The 25,092-nt window shown below is 58.2% G+C and carries 26 protein-coding genes and 4 tRNA genes; 19 read left to right on the plus strand and 11 right to left on the minus strand.

Annotation, left to right across the window (positions count from 1 at the left end):
* The first annotated feature begins 14 nt into the window (after window positions 1–14).
* From rluD to AC1Q8Q_RS15290, 7 genes are all read left to right on the plus strand, one after another.
* On the plus strand, window positions 15–977 hold the full coding sequence (gene rluD / locus AC1Q8Q_RS15260; protein WP_033040377.1) for a 23S rRNA pseudouridine(1911/1915/1917) synthase RluD: 963 nt from the start codon (window positions 15–17) through the stop codon (window positions 975–977).
* Window positions 974–1,726 (plus strand): peptidoglycan editing factor PgeF, encoded by a 753-nt coding sequence (gene pgeF / locus AC1Q8Q_RS15265; RefSeq protein ID WP_020798625.1) that lies wholly within the window; start codon window positions 974–976, stop codon window positions 1,724–1,726. Before rluD ends, pgeF begins: the two co-directional genes overlap by 4 nt.
* Before the next feature lie 263 nt (window positions 1,727–1,989).
* Window positions 1,990–4,554, plus strand: a complete 2,565-nt coding sequence (gene clpB, locus AC1Q8Q_RS15270; RefSeq protein ID WP_033040376.1) for an ATP-dependent chaperone ClpB — start codon at window positions 1,990–1,992, stop codon at window positions 4,552–4,554.
* Window positions 4,555–4,855: 301 nt separating this feature from the next.
* A tRNA-Asn gene (locus AC1Q8Q_RS15275) sits at window positions 4,856–4,931 on the plus strand.
* Between the two features lie 9 nt (window positions 4,932–4,940).
* Window positions 4,941–5,017 (plus strand) — tRNA-Pro (locus AC1Q8Q_RS15280).
* 5 nt (window positions 5,018–5,022) lie between these two features.
* Window positions 5,023–5,098, plus strand: a tRNA-Lys gene (locus AC1Q8Q_RS15285).
* A gap of 95 nt (window positions 5,099–5,193) precedes the next feature.
* Window positions 5,194–5,270: transfer RNA gene (locus AC1Q8Q_RS15290), tRNA-Pro, on the plus strand.
* 195 nt (window positions 5,271–5,465) lie between these two features.
* On the opposite strand, the gene AC1Q8Q_RS15295 is transcribed toward AC1Q8Q_RS15290, so the two are convergent.
* Genes AC1Q8Q_RS15295 through AC1Q8Q_RS15310 form a run of 4 tightly spaced genes read right to left on the minus strand, consistent with a single transcriptional unit; the run spans window position 5,466 to window position 8,201 of the window.
* On the minus strand, window positions 5,466–6,764 hold the full coding sequence (locus AC1Q8Q_RS15295; RefSeq protein ID WP_020798623.1) for an NAD(P)/FAD-dependent oxidoreductase: 1,299 nt from the start codon (window positions 6,762–6,764) through the stop codon (window positions 5,466–5,468).
* 60 nt (window positions 6,765–6,824) lie between these two features.
* Window positions 6,825–6,998 (minus strand): DUF3094 family protein, encoded by a 174-nt coding sequence (locus AC1Q8Q_RS15300; RefSeq protein ID WP_020798622.1) that lies wholly within the window; start codon window positions 6,996–6,998, stop codon window positions 6,825–6,827.
* Between the two features lie 52 nt (window positions 6,999–7,050).
* On the minus strand, window positions 7,051–7,578 hold the full coding sequence (locus AC1Q8Q_RS15305; RefSeq protein ID WP_033039503.1) for an MOSC domain-containing protein: 528 nt from the start codon (window positions 7,576–7,578) through the stop codon (window positions 7,051–7,053).
* Window positions 7,575–8,201, minus strand: coding sequence for a DUF1780 domain-containing protein (locus AC1Q8Q_RS15310; protein ID WP_003228301.1), 627 nt, complete (start codon window positions 8,199–8,201; stop codon window positions 7,575–7,577). Before AC1Q8Q_RS15310 ends, AC1Q8Q_RS15305 begins: the two co-directional genes overlap by 4 nt.
* Before the next feature lie 221 nt (window positions 8,202–8,422).
* On the opposite strand from AC1Q8Q_RS15310, the gene AC1Q8Q_RS15315 reads away from it, so the two are divergent.
* From AC1Q8Q_RS15315 to AC1Q8Q_RS15325, 3 genes are read left to right on the plus strand one after another with little or no spacing between them, the layout of a single operon-like run.
* Window positions 8,423–9,790, plus strand: a complete 1,368-nt coding sequence (locus AC1Q8Q_RS15315; protein ID WP_020798620.1) for an aromatic acid/H+ symport family MFS transporter — start codon at window positions 8,423–8,425, stop codon at window positions 9,788–9,790.
* Window positions 9,787–11,004 carry a benzoate/H(+) symporter BenE family transporter gene (locus AC1Q8Q_RS15320; protein WP_020798619.1) on the plus strand — a complete coding sequence of 406 codons (1,218 nt, stop codon included), beginning with the start codon at window positions 9,787–9,789 and terminating at the stop codon, window positions 11,002–11,004. The genes AC1Q8Q_RS15315 and AC1Q8Q_RS15320 overlap by 4 nt, the downstream gene beginning before the upstream one ends.
* Before the next feature lie 17 nt (window positions 11,005–11,021).
* On the plus strand, window positions 11,022–12,290 hold the full coding sequence (locus AC1Q8Q_RS15325; protein WP_020798618.1) for an OprD family porin: 1,269 nt from the start codon (window positions 11,022–11,024) through the stop codon (window positions 12,288–12,290).
* Between the two features lie 13 nt (window positions 12,291–12,303).
* Here AC1Q8Q_RS15325 and AC1Q8Q_RS15330 read toward each other — a convergent pair whose 3' ends face one another.
* On the minus strand, window positions 12,304–12,546 hold the full coding sequence (locus AC1Q8Q_RS15330; RefSeq protein ID WP_033039509.1) for a DUF2790 domain-containing protein: 243 nt from the start codon (window positions 12,544–12,546) through the stop codon (window positions 12,304–12,306).
* A 120-nt stretch (window positions 12,547–12,666) separates the two neighbouring features.
* Here AC1Q8Q_RS15330 and AC1Q8Q_RS15335 point away from each other — a divergent pair, with 120 nt between their 5' ends.
* Window positions 12,667–13,599 (plus strand): LysR family transcriptional regulator, encoded by a 933-nt coding sequence (locus AC1Q8Q_RS15335; RefSeq protein ID WP_020798616.1) that lies wholly within the window; start codon window positions 12,667–12,669, stop codon window positions 13,597–13,599.
* Between the two features lie 76 nt (window positions 13,600–13,675).
* The gene (locus tag AC1Q8Q_RS15340; protein WP_020798615.1) at window positions 13,676–14,365 is read left to right on the plus strand and encodes an energy-coupling factor ABC transporter permease; all 690 of its coding nucleotides are present in this window, start codon (window positions 13,676–13,678) and stop codon (window positions 14,363–14,365) included.
* A 20-nt stretch (window positions 14,366–14,385) separates the two neighbouring features.
* On the opposite strand, the gene AC1Q8Q_RS15345 is transcribed toward AC1Q8Q_RS15340, so the two are convergent.
* The gene (locus AC1Q8Q_RS15345) at window positions 14,386–14,727 is read right to left on the minus strand and encodes a hypothetical protein (protein WP_020798614.1); all 342 of its coding nucleotides are present in this window, start codon (window positions 14,725–14,727) and stop codon (window positions 14,386–14,388) included.
* A 180-nt stretch (window positions 14,728–14,907) separates the two neighbouring features.
* Between AC1Q8Q_RS15345 and AC1Q8Q_RS15350 the strand changes: the two genes are divergently transcribed.
* The 5 genes from AC1Q8Q_RS15350 to AC1Q8Q_RS15370 are packed head-to-tail and all read left to right on the plus strand — an operon-like array spanning window position 14,908 to window position 19,923.
* Complete coding sequence (locus tag AC1Q8Q_RS15350; protein WP_492615207.1) at window positions 14,908–16,368, plus strand: c-type cytochrome; 1,461 nt, start codon at window positions 14,908–14,910, stop codon at window positions 16,366–16,368.
* 48 nt (window positions 16,369–16,416) lie between these two features.
* On the plus strand, window positions 16,417–18,192 hold the full coding sequence (ctaD, locus tag AC1Q8Q_RS15355) for a cytochrome c oxidase subunit I (RefSeq protein WP_020798611.1): 1,776 nt from the start codon (window positions 16,417–16,419) through the stop codon (window positions 18,190–18,192).
* Entirely contained in the window at window positions 18,189–18,881 is a 693-nt protein-coding gene (locus AC1Q8Q_RS15360; protein WP_492615208.1) for a cytochrome c oxidase subunit 3, read from the plus strand. The genes ctaD and AC1Q8Q_RS15360 overlap by 4 nt, the downstream gene beginning before the upstream one ends.
* 6 nt (window positions 18,882–18,887) lie before the next feature.
* Window positions 18,888–19,592 carry a heme-copper oxidase subunit III family protein gene (locus tag AC1Q8Q_RS15365; protein WP_033039518.1) on the plus strand — a complete coding sequence of 235 codons (705 nt, stop codon included), beginning with the start codon at window positions 18,888–18,890 and terminating at the stop codon, window positions 19,590–19,592.
* Window positions 19,593–19,605: 13 nt separating this feature from the next.
* Window positions 19,606–19,923, plus strand: coding sequence for a cytochrome C oxidase subunit IV family protein (locus AC1Q8Q_RS15370; protein ID WP_168759233.1), 318 nt, complete (start codon window positions 19,606–19,608; stop codon window positions 19,921–19,923).
* 21 nt (window positions 19,924–19,944) lie between these two features.
* On the opposite strand, the gene AC1Q8Q_RS15375 is transcribed toward AC1Q8Q_RS15370, so the two are convergent.
* The 5 genes from AC1Q8Q_RS15375 to AC1Q8Q_RS15395 all read right to left on the minus strand — a co-directional run bounded on the left by AC1Q8Q_RS15375 (window position 19,945) and on the right by AC1Q8Q_RS15395 (window position 23,632).
* The gene (locus tag AC1Q8Q_RS15375) at window positions 19,945–20,505 is read right to left on the minus strand and encodes a hypothetical protein (RefSeq protein ID WP_020798607.1); all 561 of its coding nucleotides are present in this window, start codon (window positions 20,503–20,505) and stop codon (window positions 19,945–19,947) included.
* Between the two features lie 218 nt (window positions 20,506–20,723).
* Window positions 20,724–20,924 carry a DNA gyrase inhibitor YacG gene (gene yacG / locus AC1Q8Q_RS15380; RefSeq protein ID WP_020798606.1) on the minus strand — a complete coding sequence of 67 codons (201 nt, stop codon included), beginning with the start codon at window positions 20,922–20,924 and terminating at the stop codon, window positions 20,724–20,726.
* Window positions 20,921–21,544, minus strand: coding sequence for a dephospho-CoA kinase (gene coaE, locus AC1Q8Q_RS15385; protein ID WP_033039521.1), 624 nt, complete (start codon window positions 21,542–21,544; stop codon window positions 20,921–20,923). The genes yacG and coaE overlap by 4 nt, the downstream gene beginning before the upstream one ends.
* The gene (locus AC1Q8Q_RS15390) at window positions 21,541–22,413 is read right to left on the minus strand and encodes a prepilin peptidase (protein ID WP_492615209.1); all 873 of its coding nucleotides are present in this window, start codon (window positions 22,411–22,413) and stop codon (window positions 21,541–21,543) included. The genes coaE and AC1Q8Q_RS15390 overlap by 4 nt, the downstream gene beginning before the upstream one ends.
* A gap of 1 nt (window position 22,414) precedes the next feature.
* The gene (locus AC1Q8Q_RS15395; protein ID WP_492615210.1) at window positions 22,415–23,632 is read right to left on the minus strand and encodes a type II secretion system F family protein; all 1,218 of its coding nucleotides are present in this window, start codon (window positions 23,630–23,632) and stop codon (window positions 22,415–22,417) included.
* A 312-nt stretch (window positions 23,633–23,944) separates the two neighbouring features.
* Here AC1Q8Q_RS15395 and AC1Q8Q_RS15400 point away from each other — a divergent pair, with 312 nt between their 5' ends.
* Together AC1Q8Q_RS15400 and AC1Q8Q_RS15405 are read left to right on the plus strand one after the other, a co-directional pair.
* Window positions 23,945–24,364 carry a pilin gene (locus tag AC1Q8Q_RS15400; protein ID WP_020798602.1) on the plus strand — a complete coding sequence of 140 codons (420 nt, stop codon included), beginning with the start codon at window positions 23,945–23,947 and terminating at the stop codon, window positions 24,362–24,364.
* A gap of 311 nt (window positions 24,365–24,675) precedes the next feature.
* On the plus strand, window positions 24,676–25,029 hold the full coding sequence (locus AC1Q8Q_RS15405) for a BON domain-containing protein (RefSeq protein ID WP_168758957.1): 354 nt from the start codon (window positions 24,676–24,678) through the stop codon (window positions 25,027–25,029).
* Window positions 25,030–25,092: the final 63 nt, after the last annotated feature.

Below are 25,092 nucleotides of genomic sequence, written 5' to 3' on the forward strand. Positions count from 1 at the left end.
CGCCCAGTCCGAGCATGTCCGATAAAATTGAACTTCGCGCAGAGGTGCCGTCCGAATTGGGCGGCCAACGCCTCGATCAAGTCGCCGCACAACTATTCGCTGAGCACTCGCGCTCGCGCCTTTCCGCCTGGATCAAAGACGGCCGCCTGACTGTGGATGGGGCGGTTATCCGCCCGCGAGACATCGTTCACGGTGGCGCCATTCTTGAACTCACCGCCGAGCAGGAAGCTCAGGGCGAATGGATCGCTCAAGACATCGAGCTGGACATCGTCTACGAAGACGACGACATCCTTGTGATCAACAAGCCCGCGGGCCTGGTGGTTCACCCGGCTGCTGGCCACGCTGATGGCACCTTGCTCAACGCCTTGCTGCATCACGTGCCGGACATCATCAATGTGCCCCGCGCCGGGATCGTGCATCGCCTGGACAAGGACACCACCGGCCTGATGGTGGTGGCCAAGACCATCCAGGCGCAGACGCAGCTGGTGACACAGTTGCAGAGTCGCAGCGTCAGCCGGATCTACGAGTGCATCGTGATCGGCGTGGTGACGGCGGGTGGCAAGATCAACGCGCCCATTGGTCGCCATGGCCAGCAACGCCAGCGCATGGCCGTGATGGAAGGTGGCAAGCAGGCCGTCAGCCATTACCGCGTGCTCGAGCGTTTCCGCTCCCACACCCACGTGCGGGTGAAGCTGGAGACCGGTCGTACGCACCAGATTCGCGTGCACATGGCGCACATCAACTTCCCGTTGGTCGGAGACCCTGCCTATGGCGGTCGTTTCCGGATTCCGCCGGCAGCCAACCCGACCATGGTTGAATCGTTGAAGAACTTCCCGCGTCAGGCACTGCATGCACGGTTCCTGGAGCTGGACCATCCGACGACCGGTGTCCGTATGAGCTGGGAATCGCCGCTGCCGGAAGACTTTGTCTGGTTGCTGACCCTGCTCAAGCAAGATCGCGAGGCGTTTGTCGGATGAGTGACTGGCTGATTCCTGACTGGCCCGCGCCGGCCGGGGTCAAAGCCTGTGTGACCACCCGTGCGGGCGGCGTCAGCCTGGCGCCGTTCGACAGCCTCAATCTTGGCGATCATGTCGACGACAGCCCCGAAGCTGTCGCCGAAAATCGCCGTCGCCTTACTGATCACTTCTCCATTCAACCGGCCTGGTTGCAGCAGGTTCACGGCATCGTCGTGGCCCATGCGGACCCGAGCCGGGTGATGACTGCTGACGCCAGTTGGACTTCAACGCCGGGCATTGCCTGTGCGGCGATGACTGCCGACTGCCTGCCTGCGCTTTTTTGCGACCGTGCCGGTACCCGCGTTGCCGCAGCCCATGCCGGTTGGCGCGGGCTGGCGGCCGGTGTGCTGGAAGCCACGCTCGACAGTCTGGCTGTTGCGCCTGCCGAGGTCCTGGTCTGGCTCGGCCCAGCCATTGGCCCGCAAGCGTTTGAAGTCGGCCCGGAAGTGCGCGAAACCTTCGTCGGGCAATTGCCCGAAGCCGCCCAGGCATTTGTGCCAAGCCAAAACCCCGGCAAGTTCATGGCCGACATCTATATGCTGGCGCGTTTGCGTCTGGCGGCTCGTGGTGTAACCGCTGTTTACGGCGGCGGTTTCTGTACCGTGACCGATCCGCGCTTCTTTTCTTATCGCCGTGCGTCGCGCACCGGCCGCTTTGCCTCCCTGATCTGGCTTCAAGTGCCCTGTCTCACAAATACTGTTCCTTTTTGACGGCGTCTGTTGCCGTCATGCTGCGTTGCCGCTCCTCGCCATAGCGGGCTATGACTCGTCGCGGCGCCTTGCCTGACAGCAACAGCCACTCGTCAAAAGAGGAACGTATTTGCGAGGCAGGGCACCAGGCTAGACTTCTCTGACCTGCATCAACATCACAACGCTTGAAACTCCCAGAATCGACCGCATCTATTGTGGTATCTGGCAGGTTTCTTCATTCAGGATGTTTTATAGGTCCGACCTGCTCAAAAGGAAGGTGACCCATGCGTATAGACCGTTTAACCAGCAAATTGCAGTTAGCCTTGTCCGACGCCCAATCCCTGGCTGTCGGTCTCGATCATCCGGCCATTGAACCGGCGCATTTGATGCAAGCCCTGCTCGAACAACAGGGTGGCTCGATCAAGCCCCTGCTGATGCAGGTGGGCTTCGATGTCAACAGCTTGCGTAAAGAGCTGACCAAAGAGCTCGACCAGCTGCCGAAAATCCAGAATCCCACCGGCGACGTGAACATGTCGCAGGATCTGGCGCGCCTGCTCAATCAAGCCGATCGCCTGGCCCAGCAGAAGGGCGACCAGTTCATTTCCAGTGAGCTGGTGCTGCTCGCCGCCATGGACGAGAACAGCAAGCTCGGCAAGCTTTTGCTCGGCCAGGGCGTGAGCAAGAAAGCCCTGGAAAATGCGATCAACAACCTGCGTGGTGGCGAGGCGGTCAATGACCCCAACCACGAGGAAGCGCGTCAGGCACTGGACAAGTACACCGTCGACCTGACCAAGCGTGCCGAGGAGGGCAAGCTTGATCCGGTGATCGGCCGTGACGATGAAATTCGCCGCACGATCCAGGTCCTGCAACGTCGCACCAAGAACAACCCGGTGCTGATCGGTGAGCCAGGCGTCGGTAAAACCGCCATCGCCGAAGGCCTGGCCCAGCGCATCATCAACGGTGAGGTGCCTGATGGCCTCAGGGGCAAGCGCCTGCTGTCCCTGGACATGGGGGCGCTGATCGCCGGTGCCAAATACCGTGGCGAGTTCGAAGAGCGCCTGAAGGCGTTGCTCAACGAGCTGTCGAAGCAGGAAGGGCAGATCATTCTGTTCATCGACGAGCTGCACACCATGGTCGGTGCCGGTAAAGGCGAGGGCTCGATGGATGCAGGCAATATGCTCAAGCCGGCCCTGGCACGCGGTGAGTTGCACTGCGTCGGTGCGACCACGCTCAACGAGTACCGCCAATACATCGAGAAGGACGCCGCCCTGGAGCGACGCTTCCAGAAAGTGCTGGTGGACGAGCCGAGCGAAGAAGACACCATCGCCATCCTGCGTGGCCTGAAGGAGCGCTACGAGGTCCACCACAAGGTGGCGATCACCGACGGCGCGATCATTGCGGCGGCCAAGCTCAGCCATCGCTACATCACTGACCGGCAATTGCCGGACAAGGCCATCGACCTGATCGACGAGGCCGCCAGCCGCATCCGCATGGAGATCGACTCCAAGCCGGAGGTGCTGGACCGCCTGGAGCGCCGTTTGATTCAGCTGAAGGTGGAATCCCAGGCGCTGAAGAAAGAAAGCGACGATGCGGCGAAAAAACGCCTGGAAAAACTCCAGGAAGAAATTGCCCGTCACGAGCGTGAGTACTCGGATCTCGAAGAAATCTGGAACTCGGAAAAAGCTGAGGTGCAGGGTTCGGCGCAGATCCAGCAGAAGATCGAACAGTCACGTCAGGAGCTGGAAGCAGCCCGCCGCAAAGGCGACCTGAACCGCATGGCCGAATTGCAGTATGGGGTGATCCCGGACCTGGAACGCAGCCTGCAAATGGTCGACCAGCATGGCAAACCCGAGAACCAGCTGCTGCGCAGCAAGGTGACCGAAGAGGAAATTGCTGAAGTCGTGTCGAAATGGACCGGCATTCCCGTGTCGAAAATGCTCGAGGGCGAGCGCGAAAAACTGATGAAGATGGAAAGCCTGTTGCACCAGCGTGTGATCGGCCAGGATGAAGCGGTCGTGGCGGTTTCCAACGCGGTACGGCGCTCCCGCGCCGGGTTGTCCGACCCGAACCGGCCAAGCGGCTCGTTCATGTTCCTCGGCCCGACCGGTGTCGGTAAAACCGAGCTGTGCAAGGCGCTGGCCGAATTCCTCTTTGATACCGAAGAGGCGATGGTGCGGATCGACATGTCCGAGTTCATGGAGAAACATTCCGTGGCTCGCCTGATCGGTGCGCCACCGGGCTACGTCGGTTATGAAGAGGGCGGTTACCTGACCGAGGCGGTGCGCCGCAAGCCTTACTCGGTGATCCTCATGGATGAAGTCGAGAAGGCGCACCCGGACGTGTTCAACATCTTGCTCCAGGTGCTGGAAGATGGTCGCCTGACCGACAGCCATGGCCGTACGGTGGACTTCAAGAACACCGTGATCGTCATGACCTCCAACCTGGGTTCGGTGCAGATCCAGGAGCTGGTGGGTGATCGCGAGGCCCAGCGTGCGGCGGTGATGGACGCGATTTCCACCCACTTCCGGCCGGAGTTCATCAACCGGGTCGACGAAGTGGTGATCTTCGAGCCTTTGGCGCGGGATCAGATCGCTGGCATTACCGAGATCCAGCTGGGTCGCCTGCGCAGTCGCCTGACCGAGCGGGAGCTGAAGCTGGAGCTGAGCCCAGAAGCCATGGACAAGCTGATCGCGGTGGGTTACGACCCGGTATACGGCGCACGGCCGCTCAAGCGAGCGATCCAGCGCTGGATCGAGAACCCGCTGGCGCAGTTGATCCTTTCCGGTCGATTCATGCCGGGAGACACGGCCCATGGCGTGGTGGAGAACGACGAAATCGTCTTCGTCTGATCCAGATCGGCGGCAAAATTGAAGAGGCCTCGCATTGCGAGGCCTTTTTTTCATCTAGGCTGTTGAACTCTAAGGAAAAGGCTTGTAAAGTGCGCCCCGCAGTAAGTCACCCGCCAGGGTTTCTGCTCCCCAAGCAGGAATCGAAAATAAGTTGCAAATCATTAACTTGAAAGCAATTTAGGGGGTTGACAGAGGTTGTAGAGATTGTAGAATAGCGCGCCTCAGACACACGAACGCAGCGATGCAAACGGGTTGAAGAGAACGCAGTAAAGCTTCACAGTTGTAAATTGAAATATGTAGTTCCGTGATAGCTCAGTCGGTAGAGCAAATGACTGTTAATCATTGGGTCCCAGGTTCGAGTCCTGGTCACGGAGCCAATTTCAAACCGGGGTATAGCGCAGTCCGGTAGCGCGCCTGCTTTGGGAGCAGGATGTCAGGAGTTCGAATCCCCTTACCCCGACCATTTTTGGGTCGTTAGCTCAGTTGGTAGAGCAGTTGGCTTTTAACCAATTGGTCGTAGGTTCGAATCCCACACGACCCACCATTTTTGAAACCAGTTAACGCTGGAATCGAATCTTAAGATCAGACGCCAAAAGCTCTGTTCGCAGAAGGCGCCTTTCAAAGGTGCCTTTTTTTTACCGGGGTATAGCGCAGTCCGGTAGCGCGCCTGCTTTGGGAGCAGGATGTCAGGAGTTCGAATCCCCTTACCCCGACCATATTAAAAATCCTCGTATCGAAAGATACGGGGATTTTTTTTGCCTGCTAATTGCTTGCCGCGGATCAACTGTAGGAGCAGCCGGTCGACGCTCGAATGCTCGCGAAGATCGTTAACGAAAACGCAGCGTTTCTGGTTTAACGCGGCGCTCTCAGGTTCTTCGCGAGCATGCTCGCTCCTACAGAAAGCAGCTTGATCAGTGCAATTTCAGGCGCGGCTCTGTCCCGCGTCCAATCTTGCTGCCCAGCATCAGCATCGCAGTGCGAAATGGCCCGTATAGCGCCATCTGGTGCATGCGGTACAGCGACACGTAGAACATCCGCGCCAGCCAACCTTCCAGCATGACGCTACCCGTCAGGTTACCCATCAAGTTACCCACAGCCGAAAAACGCGACAGCGAGATCAGCGATCCGTAATCGGTGTACTTGTAAGAAGGCAGAGGCTTGCCTTCGATCCGCAGTTTCAGTGACTTGGCGAGCAACGACGCCTGTTGATGCGCCGCCTGGGCGCGTGGCGGCACATTGCGATCAGTGCCCGGTTGCGGGCAGGCCGCGCAGTCACCGAAGGCGAAGATGTTCTCGTCACGAGTGGTTTGCAGGGTCGGCAGCACTTGCAGTTGATTGATGCGGTTGGTTTCGAGGCCATCGATGTCCTTGAGGAACCCTGGCGCACGAATCCCGGCGGCCCAGACTTTCAAGCTGGCGTTGATCACTTTGCCATCTACGGTGATCAGGCTGTCGGCCGTCACCTCGCTGACGGCGGCGTTGGTCATGACATTGACCCCGAGTTTTTCCAGGGTTTTATGCACCGGGCCGCCGATTCGTTCCGGCAGGGCCGGTAGCACGCGAGGCCCGGCTTCGATCAGGGTGATGTGCATGTTTTCCGGTTTGATCCGATCCAGGCCATAAGCCGCCAGTTCATGGGCTGCGTTATGCAGTTCGGCGGCCAGTTCGACCCCGGTGGCACCGGCACCGACAATGGCGACACTGATCTGCTCGACCTTGTCGGTCTGCCCCGCATGGGCGCGCAGGTAGTGGTTGAGCAACTGCTGATGGAAGCGCTCGGCCTGTTTGCGGGTATCCAGGAACAGACAGTGCTGCGCTGCACCCTGGGTGCCGAAATCGTTAGTGGTGCTGCCGACGGAAATCACCAACGAGTCGTAAGGCACTTCCCGGGCAGGCACCAGTTCCAGGCCGGCGTCATCATAAGTGGCGGCCAACTGGATTTTTTTATTGGCGCGATCAAGCCCGCTCATGCGCCCCAGTTGGAATTGGAAGTGGTTCCATTTTGCCTGGGCTACATAGTTGAGTTCGTCTTCGGACGAGTTCAACGACCCGGCCGCGACCTCGTGCAACAGCGGTTTCCAGATGTGGGTCAGGTTCGCGTCGACCAGCATCACGCTGGCCGTGCCGCGTTTGCCCAGAGTCTTACCCAGACGGGTAGCCAACTCCAGACCGCCGGCGCCGCCGCCAACGATGACAATACGATGAGTCATGGGGATATCTCGCAAGGCTAAAAGAAATCGGTGCAATTACCCGAGCGAGCGCCAAGCAGCTCATAGCGTCAGGTAACTGATAAGTCGGCTCAACAGGCCCAGGCCAATGGTCACTGCCAATACCAGCACAAGGAGCATCCACGGCCGGAAAGGCCGGCGCTCGACTTGGTGTTGGGACAGTTGCAGATATGCTTCGACATGCTTTTGGTCTTCGGGGTTCAGGCGGCTGGTCATAAAAGGCCTCGTCAGGTAGACGTTGCTGAAGGTGAAGAAGCTACAGGCAGACTCAACGAACGTTGAACGGAGCATAGCCGCTGTCAGTTAGGGGCTCGACGCTCACCCTGTCGTCCAGGCGAATGATGCCACTTTGTAGCACTCGGGCAGTGATTCCGCCATGCCCGCGCACGGCCTGAAAGGTCCCCGGGCCCAGGTTGTTCTGCAGGCGTGCGCAGGGCTGGCACCAGCCAGTGGTTTCGAAAATCGCCTGGCCGATGCGGAAACGCCGGCCCTTGAGGCTGAACAAGTTGATGCCACTGATAACGAGGTTGCGCCGCAAATCTTCAGGCTTGACCGGTTGATCGTCCGGGCGGCCCATCAGCGAACTGATCACTGCCAGATGCTCCCACTGAATCAGCGTCACCTGCCGCGCATTGCGCACGCCGGGGCGGGCGCGATCGCCCGTCAAGCCGGCCTCCAGTCGCGCTTCCACGGCCTCCAGTTCGATCATTGGCACGTGACGTTCCGGGCGCACGCCAATCCAGCGTACGCGGCCGATCTGCGGTACTTCGGCAATCAGTTCCTGCAATGGGCTCACAGGCTGATCCCGACGTCGAACACGATGCTGCGTCCCAGGTTGCTGCGCAGGAAATCCGGCGCATCGGGATGAGCGAACAGCACGCGGGCGAAGGTCGGGCCCACCAGTGACAGCGAGCGCCAGCCCTGGCGCAGGTATTCGGTGGGCGGTGGGAAATGACTGTTGAGGTCCAGCACTTCACGCTTGAGGCTGGCGAAGGCAATGATGTCAAGCTCGCCCAGGTCCATGCCGCGCTCTTTGTAGTTGTGTGCTTTTTTGCGCAAGGTCGGCGCCAGCCGCAACAAGAACTCGTTGGCCGGTATGCGGCGGGGCTTGGCTTCGCGCCGTACCAGCTGGCTCAGGGAGAACGCACTGCGCCGCCTCTGCAATTCGTCGCGCCATTCATCATTGAGGCGTCGGCCCTCGTCGAGCACGAAGAACACCTCGAAATTGGCGTCGCGAAACAACACGTCCGGCGGTTCTCCCGCCGGAGCAAATTCGTCGGCCCGGTAGGGAATGTTCAAGCCTTGCAGCAGGCGTTGGCAGACCCAACGCTCGCGCTCCCATTTGCGGGCATTGGACAGGAACGCGTTGGCTTGCTCGGCCGCAATGGTCAGCAGGCGTAAGTAATCTGAATCATCCATACGCCCAAGCTTAGCGCTCAAATGCGATTGTAAAGAAGACAGTTTATCGGAGAGGGGCAATTGCGCGCGCCTCCCAGCCCGGTTCAGGGCGCTGCACAAAACGGATAGTGGTCTGCGCGATGCGGATATTGACCCGAGCCTGTTGACTCTACCCTCGGCTGTACGGACGTGAGCCGTGCTTCCGCTGCTCCTGAAAAAAACAACAACAAGAGATGAATGCCATGCGCAAGATCGACGTACATGAGGTTATCGACAATGCTCGGTTCAACCGCTTCCACTGGATGGTGCTGTTCTGGTGTGCCCTGATCATCATTTTCGACGGTTACGATCTGGTGATCTACGGCGTGGTCTTGCCGATGCTGATGAAAGAGTGGGGGCTCAGCCCTCTGCAAGCGGGGGCGTTGGGCAGCTATGCACTGTTCGGCATGATGTTCGGTGCGCTGTTCTTCGGTCCGCTGTCGGACAGGATCGGCCGCAAGAAAGCCATCACGATCTGCGTGATGCTCTTCAGTGGTTTCACCGTGCTCAACGGGTTCGCCCGAAACCCCACTGAGTTTGGTCTTTGCCGCTTCATTGCCGGACTGGGCATTGGTGGCGTGATGCCCAATGTCGTGGCGTTGATGAACGAATACGCGCCGAAAAAAATCCGTAGCACCCTGGTAGCGATCATGTTCAGCGGCTACTCGGTGGGCGGCATGCTGTCCGCCGGCCTGGGTATAGTGCTGATCCCGAGTTTCGGCTGGCAGTCGGTGTTCTATGTGGCGGTCCTGCCGTTGCTGCTGTTGCCGCTGATCATGTATTTCCTGCCCGAGTCAGTGGGGTTCATGCTGCGCCAGGGGCGCAATGACGAAGCTCGCAACATTCTCCAGCGGATCGACCCGGCCTACGTCGCAGAGGCCGATGACCAGTTGCACATGAGTGAAGTGAAGGGCACCGGGACCCCGGTGTTGCAGTTGTTCCGCGAGGGCCGTGCACTGCGTACGTTGATGTTGTGGCTGGCGTTTTTCTGCTGCCTGCTGATGGTCTACGCCTTGAGCTCCTGGCTGCCGAAACTGATGGCCAACGCCGGTTACAGCCTGGGCTCGAGCCTGTCGTTCCTGCTGGTGCTGAATTTCGGCGCGATCTTCGGCGCAGTTGGCGGCGGTGTGCTGGGTGACAAGCTCAATCTGCCGCGTGTGCTATCGGTGTTCTTTGCCATGGCGGCGGTGTCGATCACCCTGTTGGGCTTCAATAGTCCGATGCCGGTGTTGTACTTGCTGATCGCTGTCGCGGGTGCCACCACCATCGGCTCGCAGATTCTGCTTTACGCCTGCGCTGCCCAGTTCTACTCAATGAACATTCGGTCCACCGGTCTTGGCTGGGCTTCGGGCATCGGGCGCAATGGTGCGATCGTCGGACCACTGCTGGGTGGCGCTTTGCTCGGGATCAGCCTGCCGCTACAACTGAACTTCATGGCGTTTGCTTTGCCTGGTGCGATTGCCGCCATTGCCATGACGGTGTTCGCCATCAGCAGTCGGCGCAGTGCCCGACAATCCCTGTTGGATGATCAGCAGGGCTCGTCTGGCGGAGCTGTCGGCGAGGCTTCATGAAAACCTTGCTGCGGGATTTTTCCCTGTCTGCGGCCGTCGCCGGGTTCATCGCCACCGTGATTTCCTACGCCGGCCCCCTGGTGATTATTTTCCAGGCCGCCGAGGCAGCGCACCTGTCGCGCGAAGTGCTGTCGTCGTGGGTCTGGGCGATTTCCATCGGCAGCGCCGTGCTTGGCATCGGTCTGAGTTTGCGTTACCGCGTGCCGGTGATCATCGCGTGGTCGGCACCCGGTTCGGCGTTGCTCGTGGCGCTGTTGCCAGGGATCTCCTTGCCGGAAGCGGTGGGCGCCTATCTGGTCAGCAGCCTGATCATTTTCCTGGTCGGGGTGTCGGGGGCGTTCGACCGGATCATCGGCAAGCTGCCGGCAGCGGTGGCGGCAGCGATGCTGGCGGGGATTCTGTTCAGCTTCGGCACCGGGTTGTTTGTCTCGTTGCAGGGTAAGCCGTTGCTGGTGCTGGCGATGTTTGCCACGTACCTGATCTGCAAACGACTGATGCCGCGTTATGCGGTGCTGATGGTCCTGCTGGTGGGCTGCTCGATGGCATTGCTCGCCGGAGATCTGCATGGCGAGGCGTTGGTCGTCGGTATGGCCACGCCGGTGTGGATCACTCCGGCGTTCAGCCTCAGCGCGACGCTGAACATCGCCTTGCCGCTGGTGATGGTGGCGCTGACTGGCCAGTTCGTTCCTGGCATGGCGGTGCTGCGCGCCAGTGGTTACGCCACGCCATCGGGCCCGATCATCGCCAGCAGCGCATTGGGCACGGCCCTGCTGGCACCGTTCGGTTGCCACGGGCTGAACCTGGCAGCGATTACCGCGGCTATTTGCACTGGCCGCGAAGCCAACGAAGACCCTGGCAAGCGTTACGTGGCCGGGGTGATGGGTGGTCTGTGTTACCTGGTGCTGGGGATCTTCGGCGCCACCCTGGTCTCACTGTTTTCGGCATTCCCCAAGGAACTGATCGCGGCCCTCGCCGGATTGGCGCTGTTCGCTGCGATTGCTGGAGCGCTAGCGGGCGCGATGGCGGTGCCAACCGATCGCGAAGCCGCGCTGGTGACCTTTCTCACCACAGCCTCGGGTATGTCGCTGTTTGGGTTGTCCGCGGCTTTTTGGGGACTGATTTTCGGCATGGCCACCCACTTGATATTGAACGCCCGCCGCTCCGTCTCGCGCAGTGAGTCCACTGCAGAAGCACTTCAACCTGTCGATCAATAAAAATAAGAGAAAAAACGATGAAACAGATTCTCCCAACAACCGGTTCAGTGTTGTCCATGGCTGTCGTCTCGAGTTTCTCCACCGGCACGATGGCCGCCGAGAGTGGTTTTATCGAAGACACCACGGCCACCTTGCAAGCGCGCAATTACTACTTCAGCCGGGACTATTCCGACATCGTCGGGGCCAATCAACAATCGAAGGCCGAGGAATGGGCGCAGGGATTCATTCTCAACGTCAAATCCGGTTATACCCAGGGCACCGTCGGCTTCGGCGTGGATGTCATCGGCCTGCTCGGCCTCAAGCTCGACAGCAGCCCGGACCGGGTCAATACCGGTTTGCTGCCAGTGCAGGATGACGGGCGTGCGGCGAACGATTACAGCCGCCTGGAGGGCGCCTTGAAGGTGCGCTACTCCAAAACCGAACTGAAGGCGGGTGAATTGCAACCCAACCTGCCGGTGCTGGTGTTCAGTGATATCCGGCTGCTACCGCCCAGCTATCAGGGGGCAAGTATCAGCTCCAATGAGATCAATGGCCTGACATTGCAGGCCGGCCATTTGATTTCGACCAGCCTGCGCAACGAAGCCGGTGACGAAAAGATGCAAGCCATGCTCGGCCATGTGCCGCAGCGTCAAGTCAGCAGTGACGGTTTCAACTTTGCCGGGGCCGATTACGCCTTCAACGATAAACGCAGCTCGGTCAGCGCCTGGTACGGGCAGCTGGAAGATATCTACAACCAGCGCTTCCTGGGGCTCAAGCACAGCCAGCCGACGGGCGACTGGATATTGGGGGCGAACCTCGGCTACTTCGATTCGCGCGAGGACGGCAAGAAATTGCTGGGCAACATCGACAATCAGGCATTCTTTTCGCTGCTGTCGGCCAAGCGTGGCGGTCACACTTTTTATGTCGGCTATCAGGGCATGTTCGGAGACAGTGCCTTCCCGCGGGTATTTGCCAACATTTCGCCCTTGGGCAACGAAGTACCGACCTACGAGTTTGCCTCCACCGACGAGCGCTCCTGGCAGGCGCGTTATGACTATGACTTTGCGGCTCTGGGAGTACCGGGGTTGACCAGCACCCTGCGCTACATCAGCGGCAACAATGTCGATACCGGCAAGGGCTATGAGGGAAAGGATCGTGAGCGTGACCTGGACATCGGCTATGTGCTGCAGAGCGGCAGCCTCAAGGGCCTCGGTATCCGTGTGCGCAATGCAATGGCGCGTTCCAACTACCGCAGTGATATCGATGAAAACCGCTTGATCCTGAGTTACACCTGGACGCTGCTCTAATTGCCAAGGTGGATCACAGGCTGCTGGTGCAATCACCGATGACGTTGTACGTCACGCGGCGGGTCTGGCCCTGATGATCGATATAGACCATGGTCGCTGGTACAACCCCGCAGGCGGTCGCAGTGTCTGACACCGAAACCACCTTGGCGATGTCCAGCGGCTGCGCCGGGTTGTACAGGACAGCGAGGGGCTCGTTTTCAGCGGCCATGGCCGAGGTGGCGACGAGGGTCAGAAACAGGCTGATCAAGGTTTTCATTATGGCGAGTTCCATGTGGATTCGATGGGTAAAGTCTAGTCTTTGCCACCGCTGGATAAAGGGGCGAACGCCTGATACAGCCTTACATGAAACGTAACAGTCACCCAGCCTGGAGGGCTCATGGATTTGCTTAACAACTTGCGCGTGTTCGTCCGTGTCGTCGACTGCGCAAGTTTCACCGCCGCGGCCGATGCGTTGGAGTTGTCCACCGCGCAAGTCTCGCGCCTGGTCGCGGACTTGGAGCAGCATGTGCAAGCCCGCCTGCTGCAGCGCACCACACGGCGCTTGAGCCTGACCGAGGCCGGCGAGCGATTCCTGCTGCGCAGTCGTCTGATACTTGAGGAAATGGAGGAGGCGACCGCAGAGGCTCGCGGTGCGCATCTCAAGCCAAGCGGTCGGTTGCGGGTGCATAGCATGAACGGCCTGGGGGTGCTGATCACGCCGCTGATTGCTCGCTACAGCGAGCTTTATCCCGATGTGGTGTTCGAGCTAACCCTGTCGCAGCGCAATCCCGATCCGTTGGAGGAAGGGCACGACGTGGTGATTTCGACTGCCCACGAACTGGCCGATTCGCAATTGGTCGCCCAGGCCGTCGGGCAGTTCTACAGCGTGCCCTGTGCTTCCCCGCAATACCTGCAACGCCGGGGTGTGCCGGACCATCCGCGGGTGCTGGACGATCATCAGTGCTTGCGCATGCTCGACCCGTTGTACAGCGATCAGTGGGTGTTTCAGGACGAGGAGGGCGAGCATGCGGTCAGCCCGTCCAGGACTTTTCAGTGCAATGTTGCCGAGTCGATGGTCAAGGCTTCGGAAGCCGGCATGGGCATCAGCCTGATTCCGTTCTACACCGCCACGCGGCCCTTGAGCGATGGCACCTTGTTGCGTTTGCTACCGGACTATCGGCCGCGTCAACGCAATGTGTATGCGGTGTATCCGTCGCGACGCTTTCTCGATGCCAAAGTTCGTACGTGGGTGGATTTTCTCAAGGCTGAGCTGCCCAAGCTGTTCGCCGAACATGAAGCGGTGATTAACGATCCCCGGCATTGGGCATGAAATCGAGGGGGCGGCAAAGGGCGGTGTAGACTGAAGGCCTGTTCTCTATTGGCAAGCCAAGGGAGTGTGTCCTGTCATGATCGGTGCCGAGTTGCTGTCACCTGAAACCCTCACGGTGGGGTGGCTGATCTATGTGCCGGTGCTGATCTGGGCCGTTGCGCGAGTGTCCTGGGTCGAGCTGTTCAGCGACAGCCGTCGCCAGCACTTGCTGTTCGGCACGGTGTTTGCGCTCTTTGCGTTGTGGCTGGTGCGGCGCGATTTCGATACCGGCGTGTCTTATCACTTCATCGGCATGACCGCGGTGACGCTGTTGCTCGACTGGCCGCTGGCGATCGTCGGTGGATTGGTGGCGCAGACGGGACTGGTGCTGCTGGGCCGTCAGGACCTTGTGGCCATGGGGGTCAATGGCGCGCTGTTTATTTTATTGCCAGTGTTGATCACCGAATGCTGTGCGATTCTGGTGGAGCGCGCGCAGCCCAGAAATCCCTTCGTGTACATCTTCGTTTCCGGTTTTTTCGCCGCAGCCCTTACAGCGTTGCTGTGCCTGGTGCTATCGCTGACATTGTTGTGGTACGACGAGCGTTTTGCCATGCCTTACTGGCTCGAAGACTTCATCGGCTACCTGTGGCTGCTCATTTTTCCGGAGGCGTTCATCAACGGCATGGTGGTCAGCGCGCTGGTGGTGTTCTCACCCGAGTGGCTCGAAACTTTCAATCGCACGCGCTACCTCTCGGCGCCCTGGAAGGACGACGATCCCAAGTCTTGAGTCCTTTCAAATCCGCCGTTTCAATCGATCAATTGATCAATCAGAACCACGTTGGAATAGATCAGGCTGCCATCGCTCGCCCGGTGTCCGACCAGATGGAACTGACCACGCTCGTAGTGCAAATACACGCGCATCTGACAGTCGGACAAGGGGCCGTAACCCTCTGGCAAGACCAGGTTCAATGTGTCCATGTCGACATCGACCATGACTTCTTTCAACCCAGGGGTCTTCTGCAAGCGTTCTTCCGCTTCCTCCAGCCGTAGATGAAGAGGGCCGTCGACGTAAAAACGTATCTCACCTATTGGTTCGGATTTTTGGTCGGCGCTGGGTTTCCACCTGCCTTCGAGCGTCAGGTCACTCATGACGAATCCTCCATCGGGGCTGCTGGACTGCAATTGAGTATAGCCGCCAACCGGGTTTCGCTTGCCGACCTATACTTTGCAATGACTTTACCACCACGGGTGGTAGTTGCCTGTCGTGCCTGGACGTCAGTGGCGATGCTTGCGCATAACCAACGAACAACAGGAATAGGATGAAGAGAAATGGCGATAGCAATTATCTTGATTCTAATCGTTATTGCCTCAGTGCTCTTTCATGTACTAGCGCCTTGGCATGCAGCACCGCCCGCTTCCAACTGGGGATCAATAGACACCACACTGTTCATTACTTTGATCATTAGCGGAATATTTTTCATCGCCATTACGGTATTCATGGCAGTCGCCATAATGCGGTATCGCCATAAGGAAGGCGCCAGGGCGCACTACCAGCCGGAAAGTAAAAAGTTGGAGTTCTGGTTGATTGTAGTGACCTCGATCGGTATCGCCGCCATGTTGGCGCCAGGCCTGGTTGTCTACAACGAGTTCATCCGGGTGCCGAAAGAGGCTTATGAACTTGAAGTCGTTGCTCAACAGTGGCAGTGGACCTATCGTTTTCCCGGGCAGGATGGGAAGCTGGGTAGGTCGGATATCAAGTTTGTCGATGCCATCAATCCCCTCGGCATTGATCCCAAGGACCCTGCCGGACAGGACGATATACTTATAAAAAATAATGAAATCCGATTGCCGCTGAATAGGCCGGTAAAAGTCTTACTTCGTTCTAAAGATGTGTTGCATGATTTCTATATCCCGCAAATTCGCAGCAAGATGGATATGGTGCCAGGGATGGTGTCTTACTTCTGGTTTACTCCAACTAAAACCGGCAAATATGAGGTCCTGTGCGCTGAGTTTTGTGGCGTAGGCCATTACAACATGCGCGGCCAGATGATCGTGGAGGAGCAGGGCGCCTTTGATCAATGGCTGAGCGGCCAACCGACCTTTGCGCAGACCTTGGTGAGCACAGCGAAACCAGGTCAGGACAGCGTGCTGGAAAAAGGTCGCCAGTTGGTCGAACAATACGGCTGCAGTGCCTGCCATAGCCTGGATGGCAGTACCCGTCTTGGTCCGACCTGGAAGGGGCTGTACGGTCGCACTGAACAGTTTGCCGACGGCAGCAGTGCGCTGGTCGATGAGGCTTACCTGAAAGAGTCGATTCTCAAGCCGCAGGCCCGTCTGGTGCAGGGCTACCCGCCGGTGATGGTGGCCTATACTCTCAATGACGATGAGCTGACGGCTGTCGTCGCCCTGATCAAATCACTGGGCGGCGCGCAGCAGGAACCTTCTGCCAGCGAAAAGCTGGCCAGGGGGGACGACTTGGCGACTCAGGGGCAGCGGCTATCCGAGTCGCTCGGCTGTCTGGCCTGCCACAGCGTCGATGGCAGCAAGGGTGTCGGCCCCAGCTGGCAGGGCCTGTATGACTCGACAGTGACGCTTGCCGACGGATCGAGTATCAAGGTCGACGAGGGTTATCTAAAGGATTCGATCCTCAATCCCGGCGCCAGGATCGTCAAAGGCTATGCCGCCGTCATGCCGGCCTTTACGCCGACTGATCAGGAGTTGAACGCACTGATCGCCCTTATCAAATCCAAAGCCAATGCCGATGCGAGCAAGGCGCAACCAGGGAAGTAGCCGTAAACAGCCAGGAATGCACTGAAACTTCGACAGGAGGATGACGTGATGGCTTATGCGGAGCAAGCCGAAACAGAAGCACTGCACGAACCCAAGAGTTTCCTGACCAAATACATCTGGAGTCAGGACCACAAGGTCATCGCCGTCCAGTATTCCTTGACGGCGCTGTTCGTGGGGCTTATCGCCGTGGTGTTGTCCGGCTTGATGCGCATGCAGATAGGCTTCCCCGGCAGTTTGGCGTTCATGGATGCCAGTACTTACTATCAGGCGATGACCATGCACGGCATGATCATGGTCATTTACTTGCTGACGGCCTTGTTTCTGGGGGGCTTCGGTAACTATCTGATCCCGTTGATGGTGGGCGCCCGCGACATGGTCTTCCCCTACGTCAACATGCTCAGTTACTGGTTCTACCTGTTGGCGGTAGTGGTGTTGCTTTCCAGTTTCTTTGTCCCGGGCGGCGCCACCGGTTCGGGCTGGACGCTTTATCCGCCGCAGTCGATCAGCCAGGGCACACCTGGGTTCGAGTGGGGCATCGTGCTGATGCTCATCTCATTGGCGATCTTTATTGTCGCCGCCACCATGGGTGGATTGAACTATGTCACCACGGTGTTGCAGGCGCGCACGCACGGTATGACGTTGTTTCGCATGCCGCTTTCGGTGTGGGGCATCTTCATGGCATCGATCATGGCCTTGCTGGCGTTCCCGGCGTTGTTTGTCAGTGCGGTCATGATGCTGTTCGACAAACTCCTGGGCACCAGTTTCTTCATGCCGGCGATGGTCTCGCTGGGGCAGCAACTCGATCACCAGGGCGGCAGCCCGATATTGTTCCAGCACCTGTTCTGGTTCTTCGGCCATCCGGAGGTCTACATCGTTGCGCTCCCCGCGTTTGGCCTGGTCTCCGACCTGATCAGCACCCATGCGCGTAAAAATATCTTCGGTTATCGAATGATGGTGTGGGCCATCATTGCGATCGGCGTACTCAGCTTTGTGGTCTGGGCGCACCATATGTATGTCAGCGGCATGAACCCCTACTTTGGCTTTTTCTTCGCCGTCACCACCTTGATCATCGCCGTGCCGACGGCACTGAAAGTCTACAACTGGGTACTGACCCTGTGGCGGGGCGACATCCATCTCACCGTACCGATGCTGTTCGCCCTGGCCTTTATCGTCACCTTCCTGGTCGGCGGCCTGACCGGATTGTTCCTGGGTAATGTGATCGTCGATATTCCGCTCTCGGACACCTATTTCGTCGTCGCCCACTTCCATATGGTCATGGGGGTCGCACCGGTGTTGGTGGTGTTCGGCGGCATTTACCATTGGTTCCCGAAAGTCACCGGGCGCATGTTTAACGACACCTTGGGCAAGTTGCATTTCTGGATAACTTTTCTGGGCACCTACGCGATCTTTTTCCCTATGCATTATCTGGGCTTCCAGGGGATGCCGCGCCGCTACTACGCCTATGACAACTACGCGTTCATTCCACAGTCGGCGCACGAGTTGAATGCCTTCATTACGGTGGTTGCATTGACCGTCGGTGTTTCCCAACTGCTGTTCGTGTTCAACATGGCCTGGAGTGTATTCAAGGGTAAACCCGCAGGCAGTAACCCCTGGGGCGCGGCCAGTCTGGAATGGCAAACACCGGACACACCGCCGGTACACGGTAACTGGGGCGAGAAACTGCCAGTCGTGCATCGTTGGCCCTATGACTACAGCGTGCCAGGGATAGACCAGGATTTCGTGCCGCAAACGGTCTCCGCCGAGGAACTGGAGCAAATGCGGCAACGCAGCGAGGGCACCAGGATAGCGGACGTCAAGACATGAACAGACTGCTATTGAGAAATGCCGATGGCGCTGACCCCGGCGGCAGTTGGAATCGCGATCCTGAAGGTATTCAGGCCGGCGAGGGTGCCGATAGAAGCCACGTTGCAAAAACCGGCCTGCGCCTGTTTCTGGCAGTAGTGAGCTCGCTGTTCTTTCTCTTCCTGCTCGCCTTTATCGCCCGCTCGCAAATGGCCGACTGGCTACCCCTGACAGAGCCCATGGCGCCGTTGGCCAATCCTTGGCAATTGTGGGTGAATTCGGCTTTTCTGGTATTGAGTTGCATCTCTCTGCAGTGGTCGCGCATGGCCGCCCGCCGGGTTCGAATGGACGCAACGGTCATTGCTTTTGTAGTAGGGGGAGGATTTGCCATTGCCTTTCTGGCGGGGCAACTCTGGGTCTGGCAGCAGTTCGTCGCCTGGGGCTACTTTGTCGCCAGTAACCCAGCCAACAGTTTTTTCTACCTGCTGACTGGCGTGCACGGCCTCCACCTGTTGGGCGGGTTGGTGGCCTGGGGCAGGACCGTCGGCAAGTTCCTGCGTCAGGTGCCGTTGCCGCAACTCAGCGCCAGCGTAGAGCTCTGTGCCATCTATTGGCACTACCTATTGGGTCTTTGGTTCGTGCTGTTCGCGCTACTGACCAGCACGCCGCAAACCTATGAAACCATCGCCAGACTCTGCGGCCTGAGGTGAAAAACCATGGCAGCGCATCCACAAGCCCCAGTCGAGTCGGATCCAACAAGCCCGTTGCCTGCACCGGGATGGCAGGGCATCGCCAGCGACTGGGCCTCGGATAAAGACGCCTTCAAACAGGTCCCCTGGGGCAAGGCGATGATGTGGATATTCCTGCTGAGCGACACGTTCATATTCACCTGTTTCTTGACCGGCTACATGTCGGTACGCATGACCATCACCGACGCCTGGCCCAATCCCAGTGAAGTGTTTGCATTGACGATCGGCGGTAGGGAAATCCCGCTTATCCTGATCGCCATCATGACTTTTGTGCTGATCAGTAGCAGCGGCACCATGGCCATGGCCGTCAATTTCGCCTATCGCCGTGATCGCGTGAAAACCACGGCCCTGATGCTGGCGACCGCTGCCTTGGGGGTGACCTTCGTCGGCATGCAGGCCTTTGAATGGAGCAAGCTCATCGCAGAAGGGGTGCGCCCTTGGGGAAACCCCATGGGGGCGGCGCAATTTGGTGCCAGCTTTTTCATGATTACCGGTTTTCACGGACTGCATGTATCCATCGGCGCCATCTACCTCAGCATTGTGGCGATGAAGGTATTGCGCGGAGATTATGAGCGCTCCGGCAACTATCAGAATGTCGAGATAGCCGGGCTTTATTGGCACTTCGTGGATTTGGTGTGGGTGTTTATTTTTGCTTTCTTCTATTTATGGTAGAGGAGCGCGGATGATGGCGCATGCTCAAGGTCAGCAACATCCAATCAGTTTGTACCTGAAAATTTGGGGGCTGTTATTTGTCCTCAGCACACTCTCGTACCTTGTCGACTATTTCCATTTTCACGGCTATCTCAGGTGGGCCCTGATTATTACGTTCATGTTGTTGAAGGCAGGCTTGATCGTCTCCATCTTCATGCACATGGCTTGGGAACGGTTGGCACTGGTCTACGCCATATTGGTGCCACCGTTGTGTCTGCTGGTACTCGTCGGACTGATGGCCACCGAGGCAGACTATGTTTTCCTCAGTCGGGTCATCTTCTTTGGCCAATAAGCGGCCATCAGTCTTCGGCAGTTAACCTGATATCACTCGCTTGAACTGATGCCATTTGTGCTGCCAGGCTACTGTCCAGTGGGGTGCTGCCGCTCCCGTGCCAGCGATTTCCAGCATGGGATGATGTCCGATGACCTGGTCCAGTACCGTTTCCTGATTCGGCTCAACATCCACGAAGAAGATGTGCTTGCCCTCATGCACCGCCTGCTTGAAATTGCGGAAGTGAGAGTTCGGCACCTGGAATCCAAAGAAGCCGCCTTCCCAGATGCAGAAGCCCAAAACAACCACGGCAAGGAAGACGAAGGGTGTCCAGCCTGCGGCGGATTCGGTCCAGCCCATCCAATAGGCGCCACCCAGGACCACTGCTGCGAGTGGGATACCGACCACCGCACCAATCTCACCAGAGTGAACGGCGTCCTGCTCCATTAACGAGCTGATTTCGTGGAGGTGATGTTGTTCAACATCAGCAACCTGTTCACTGAGCACATGAATTTGTTCGGAATTGATGCCGCTGGCTTCCAGCTCATTTTCAACGGCTTCAAGATCGTCGAGATTGTCACTGATGTAATAGTGTCGATTCATGCCACACCTCCCATCTCGTGTTGGCGGTGAACCTCCTTTGTCCTGCAGCCAATAACCGAGATTTTGCCGTCGGTAACGGTACCCGTGGGGAACGTTGCACATTCATGCAATTCGAGAGAAGTATAGCATTCGCTAATAAGCCGGATTTCGGGGCGCAAGCTCTAAAAGCCAAGGCCTGGCTCACTCCCTGGCACAGGCCAGGCCCCGGATGATCCGGATCAGTGGCGCGGGTCGAAATCGCCGCTGAACATTTCGTCCTCGGCATCCGGGGCCACTGGAATCTTGTGCTCTTCCGACGCCCAGGCGCCCAGGTCGATCAGCTTGCACCGGTCCGAGCAGAACGGCCGGAATTTGCTCTCGGGGCTCCATTCGACAGGGGCACCACAGGTTGGGCATTCGACGGTTGAAATCTGGCTCATGACTGGCCTCCACGCAAAGTAAGGTAAAAGTGATGCAGGCGTTCGACCTCGCTGTGCAGCCAGGCGAGGTCGCGGTCGTTGACCACTACGTCGTCGGCATGGCTTAGGCGATCCTGACGGCTGGACTGGGCCTTGAGTATCGCCTGGACCTGCTGTTCGCTGGTCTGGTCACGCCGCAGGGTGCGTTCGATCTGCAGCTGTTCGGGGGCATCGATCACCAGGACCCGTTGGGTCATGGCGTACTGGCCGGATTCAATCAGCAGTGGCGAAACCAGGATCGCGTAAGGTGATTTTGCCAGCGCCAGGTGATGGGCAATCTCTTCGGCGATCAGCGGATGCAGCAAGGCTTCCAGCCAGAGGCGTTGCTCCGGTACTTCGAAGATCAGTTTACGCAACGCGGCGCGGTCCAGTTGCCCATCGGCTTGCAACACCCCCGGACCGAAGTGTTCGGCAATCTTTGCCAGCGCCGGCCGACCGGGTTCCACCACCCAGCGAGCGGCATGATCGGCATCGACCGCATGCACGCCCAGGTCGATGAAATGTTGGGCCGCCGCACTTTTGCCGCTGCCAATGCCGCCGGTCAAGCCGAGAATCCAGGGTTTTTCCACAGGGTTATTCATTTCAGACCGACAAACTGCCAATAGAAGGCGGTTATTTGACCACCCCAGAGCAAGGCAATCCAGCCGGCAATGGCCAGATAGGGGCCAAAAGGGATAGGCGTCGCTGTTTGTGCCTTGCGAAGGCGCAGGTAAATCGCGCCGATGATCGCACCCGCCAGGGATGACAAGACGATCGTCAGCGGCAGGATCTGCCAACCGCCCCAGGCGCCAAACATCGCAAGCAGCTTGAAATCCCCATGCCCCATGCCGTCCCTGCCGGTGATCAGCTTGAACACCCAGAACACCGTCCACAGCGCCATGTAGCCGGCAATGGCGCCCCATAACGCTTCAGGCAATGGGACGAACAGATCGAGGCTGTTGACGATCAGCCCCAGCCACATCAGCGGTAGCACCAGTACATCGGGCAATAGTTGATGCTCGGCGTCGATCAGGCTCATGGCCAGCAAGCCCCAGGTCAGGAGCATTGCCATGCCGGCTTGCCAGCCGAAGCCGAAGTGCCAGGCAATGAACGCCGACAGGAGGGCGCAGGCCAGCTCAGTCAATGGATAGCGTTTGCTGATCGGCGTTGCGCAGGCGGAACAGCGCCCGCGCAGGAACATGAAGCTGAACACTGGAATGTTTTCCCAGGCGCGAATCCGGTGGCCGCAATGTGTGCACTGGGAATGCGGCAGCATCAAATTGAAAGTCGGCAGCGACGTTTCGCCGGGCAGCCCGAGGATCTCATGGGCCTGCACGCGCCACTCGCGCTCAAGCATCTTCGGCAGGCGCCACACCAGTACGTTGAGGAAGCTGCCGACCAGCAGGCCGACCACCCCGGCGATGACGACGAAAGCCAGTGGGTAGTGGGTAAGCATATCGTTCAAGGGCATGTCAGATCGCTGAGCCGAGTTGGAAGATGGGCAGGTACATTGCGACCACCAGGCCGCCGACAATAACACCCAGCACCACCATGATGAACGGTTCCATCAGGGTGGTGAGGGAGTCGACCATATTGTCGACCTCGTGTTCGTAGAAACCGGCCACCTTGTCGAGCATGTCGTCGAGTGCGCCCGACTCCTCGCCTATGGCGGTCATCTGAATGGCCATATTCGGGAAAATACCGGACGTGCGCATGGAAAAATTCAGCTGCATACCCGTCGCAACGTCCTGTCGGATGCGCAACACCGCGCGTTTGAACACGATGTTGCCGGTGGCGCCGGCCACCGATTCCAAGGCCTCGACCAGCGGCACGCCAGCGGCGAAGGTCGTCGACAGCGTGCGGGCGAAACGGGCCACGGCGGACTTGTACATCAAGGTCCCCACCAGCGGCAGTTTCAGCAGCCAGGTGTCCATTCGGTCACGAAAACCTTGCGAGGTTTTCAGGGCATGGCGTACAGCGAAAGCAGCCGTGACCAGTACGCCCAGCAGCATCCACCACCATGCTTGCATGAATTGCGACAGGTCGATGACCATCAAGGTAAAGGACGGCAATTGAGCGCCAAAGCCCTTGAACACCGATTCGAATTGCGGCACCACCTCGACCAGCAGGATGCCAGTCACGATGATCGCAACACACACCACGATCAGCGGGTAGGTCATGGCTTTCCTGATTTTCGCCTTGAGACTTTCGCTTTTCTCCTTGTAGGTCGCCACCCGTTCCAGCAGCGTGTCCAGCGCGCCAGCCTGCTCCCCGGCGTCTACCAGGTTGCAGTACAACTCATCGAAATATTGCGGTTTTTTACGCAGGGCGGTGGCGAAGCTATTGCCCGCCGCCACTTCCTGTTTCACCTCATCAACGAGCTTGCGCATGGCCGGGTTATCGAAGCCTTCACCGATGATGTCGAAAGACAGCAACAACGGCACGCCGGCTTTCATCATGGTTGCCATTTGCCGGGTGAAGAGGGCGATGTCCTGGGCCTTGATACGTTTGCCCAGATTGAAAATCGACGTGGTTTTCCTGCGCACCTTGCCGGGGTTGATGCCCTGCTTGCGCAATTTCGTCCTGATCATTGCCGGGTTCTGGGCGCTCAATTCGCCCGTCACCTTCGTACCTTTCCTGTCTGTGCCTTCCCAGGTGTACACACTGGTTCTTGCTGCCTTGACTGCCATGTTCAGTCCTTGCTGACCCGGTTATAACCGCCGTTGCATTGATTGCAATCGACCGCCTCATAGATCGTGAATGTGCCGATGCGTTCCTCGGGGTTCCGGGCGCAAGCAATTGAAGACTTATAGCCTAGTCAAGCGGGGGAACAAAACCTGCGGTCTTGAGGTGACAAAAAGTGTCAGATAGTGCGTTTTCTGGGGCTAGGAAGGGCTTCGTGGCAACGATTGGACCCCGGAATAGGGCACGCCGGGCTTGGCATGGGCTGTGCTGCAGCAGGTGCAGATCATGAGATTTCGACTCATGCACGGAGGCTGTCATTGAATAATCAAAAAGGCTTTACCCTGATCGAGTTGCTGATAGTCGTGGCGATCATCGGGATCCTGGCGACGTTTGCGATCCCTGCTTACTCCAAGTACCAGGCGCGGGCCAAGGTCACGGCAGGTCTTGCCGAGATTTCAGCATTGAAGGTGGCGTTTGAAGACTTGATGAACCAAGGAACAGATCCGGACCTGACGCAGGTGGGAGGCTCCGCCACCACGTCCAACTGCGCCACGACCGCAGTGGGCAAAGCAGCAGAAGGTACTGGCACAATTGGTTGCACAATCCTCAATGCTCCGGCGCAGGTGTTGAATAAAACCATTACCTTGACCCGCTCGTTGACTGGCTGGACGTGCACCACCGGTGTCGAACAGGAGTACGCGCCGAAAGGCTGCAAGGGCGTTGAGCCAAAAGCCTGATCCATACGCTTGTTGCCCCGATACCCCGCTCAGTGCGGGGTATTTTTTTGCTCGCCGTTGAGAAATTTCGAGTAATTGAGAAAACTTCCAAAAATTCATGGCCTTAGGCCTTCTTCAAAACCCGCAACTTGCATGTAGATAATTTCCAACTCATGCATTTTGCATGATTGTGAAAAATGACTGATTTTATAAGTTATTGATTTATAAGTAATTGTTGTCTGTTTCAAAGTTGGCACAGCGTTCGCAATATCTCTGGTAACCCTGCTGACACGCTAACCAGCAGACTTTCCAGAAAAACAGGAGTTACTCGTATGAAGAAGTTCGCTATTGCTGCCGCTACTGCTACCGCGTTGACCCTGACGATGGCCAACGCTGCATTTGCCCAGGCTCAGGCCACACAAGCACCCATGATGCTGGCCGCCGGTGAAGTCACCGAAGCGAAAGAGGATGTTTCCGATACCTGGATCACTACCAAAGTCAAAGCAGACCTGGTCACCGAAAAAGGCATCCCAGGTACCGATATCAAAGTAGAAACCAACAAAGGCGTTGTGTCCCTGTCGTCCACCGTTGCGGTAACGGACGCGCAGAAAGCCACTGCAGTGGCAATCACCAAGAAAATCAAAGGCGTCAAGGCGGTCTCCGCTGACGGCCTGAAAGCCGAATAAGGCAAGACTTCTCGCCTGGACTGGGAGAAGGCGCGGCAGACGGGCTGAGTCATACGTCTGCCG

Source organism: Pseudomonas sp. GW823-FHT06B06, assembly GCF_058795195.1.

Coding starts and splice junctions, on each gene's coding strand:
- AC1Q8Q_RS15340 (WP_020798615.1), top strand. CDS start 13,676: ATGATCGGTGCCGAGTTGCTGTCACCTGAAACCCTCACGGTGGGGTGG.
- rluD (WP_033040377.1), top strand. CDS start 15: ATGTCCGATAAAATTGAACTTCGCGCAGAGGTGCCGTCCGAATTGGGC.
- AC1Q8Q_RS15365 (WP_033039518.1), top strand. CDS start 18,888: ATGGCAGCGCATCCACAAGCCCCAGTCGAGTCGGATCCAACAAGCCCG.
- AC1Q8Q_RS15330 (WP_033039509.1), bottom strand. CDS start 12,546: ATGAAAACCTTGATCAGCCTGTTTCTGACCCTCGTCGCCACCTCGGCC.
- AC1Q8Q_RS15335 (WP_020798616.1), top strand. CDS start 12,667: ATGGATTTGCTTAACAACTTGCGCGTGTTCGTCCGTGTCGTCGACTGC.
- AC1Q8Q_RS15390 (WP_492615209.1), bottom strand. CDS start 22,413: ATGCCCTTGAACGATATGCTTACCCACTACCCACTGGCTTTCGTCGTC.
- AC1Q8Q_RS15315 (WP_020798620.1), top strand. CDS start 8,423: ATGCGCAAGATCGACGTACATGAGGTTATCGACAATGCTCGGTTCAAC.
- ctaD (WP_020798611.1), top strand. CDS start 16,417: ATGGCTTATGCGGAGCAAGCCGAAACAGAAGCACTGCACGAACCCAAG.
- yacG (WP_020798606.1), bottom strand. CDS start 20,924: ATGAGCCAGATTTCAACCGTCGAATGCCCAACCTGTGGTGCCCCTGTC.
- AC1Q8Q_RS15320 (WP_020798619.1), top strand. CDS start 9,787: ATGAAAACCTTGCTGCGGGATTTTTCCCTGTCTGCGGCCGTCGCCGGG.
- AC1Q8Q_RS15345 (WP_020798614.1), bottom strand. CDS start 14,727: ATGAGTGACCTGACGCTCGAAGGCAGGTGGAAACCCAGCGCCGACCAA.
- AC1Q8Q_RS15360 (WP_492615208.1), top strand. CDS start 18,189: ATGAACAGACTGCTATTGAGAAATGCCGATGGCGCTGACCCCGGCGGC.
- AC1Q8Q_RS15395 (WP_492615210.1), bottom strand. CDS start 23,632: ATGGCAGTCAAGGCAGCAAGAACCAGTGTGTACACCTGGGAAGGCACA.
- AC1Q8Q_RS15300 (WP_020798622.1), bottom strand. CDS start 6,998: ATGACCAGCCGCCTGAACCCCGAAGACCAAAAGCATGTCGAAGCATAT.
- coaE (WP_033039521.1), bottom strand. CDS start 21,544: ATGAATAACCCTGTGGAAAAACCCTGGATTCTCGGCTTGACCGGCGGC.
- AC1Q8Q_RS15375 (WP_020798607.1), bottom strand. CDS start 20,505: ATGAATCGACACTATTACATCAGTGACAATCTCGACGATCTTGAAGCC.
- AC1Q8Q_RS15310 (WP_003228301.1), bottom strand. CDS start 8,201: ATGGATGATTCAGATTACTTACGCCTGCTGACCATTGCGGCCGAGCAA.
- AC1Q8Q_RS15325 (WP_020798618.1), top strand. CDS start 11,022: ATGAAACAGATTCTCCCAACAACCGGTTCAGTGTTGTCCATGGCTGTC.
- AC1Q8Q_RS15350 (WP_492615207.1), top strand. CDS start 14,908: ATGGCGATAGCAATTATCTTGATTCTAATCGTTATTGCCTCAGTGCTC.
- clpB (WP_033040376.1), top strand. CDS start 1,990: ATGCGTATAGACCGTTTAACCAGCAAATTGCAGTTAGCCTTGTCCGAC.
- pgeF (WP_020798625.1), top strand. CDS start 974: ATGAGTGACTGGCTGATTCCTGACTGGCCCGCGCCGGCCGGGGTCAAA.
- AC1Q8Q_RS15295 (WP_020798623.1), bottom strand. CDS start 6,764: ATGACTCATCGTATTGTCATCGTTGGCGGCGGCGCCGGCGGTCTGGAG.
- AC1Q8Q_RS15370 (WP_168759233.1), top strand. CDS start 19,606: ATGGCGCATGCTCAAGGTCAGCAACATCCAATCAGTTTGTACCTGAAA.
- AC1Q8Q_RS15405 (WP_168758957.1), top strand. CDS start 24,676: ATGAAGAAGTTCGCTATTGCTGCCGCTACTGCTACCGCGTTGACCCTG.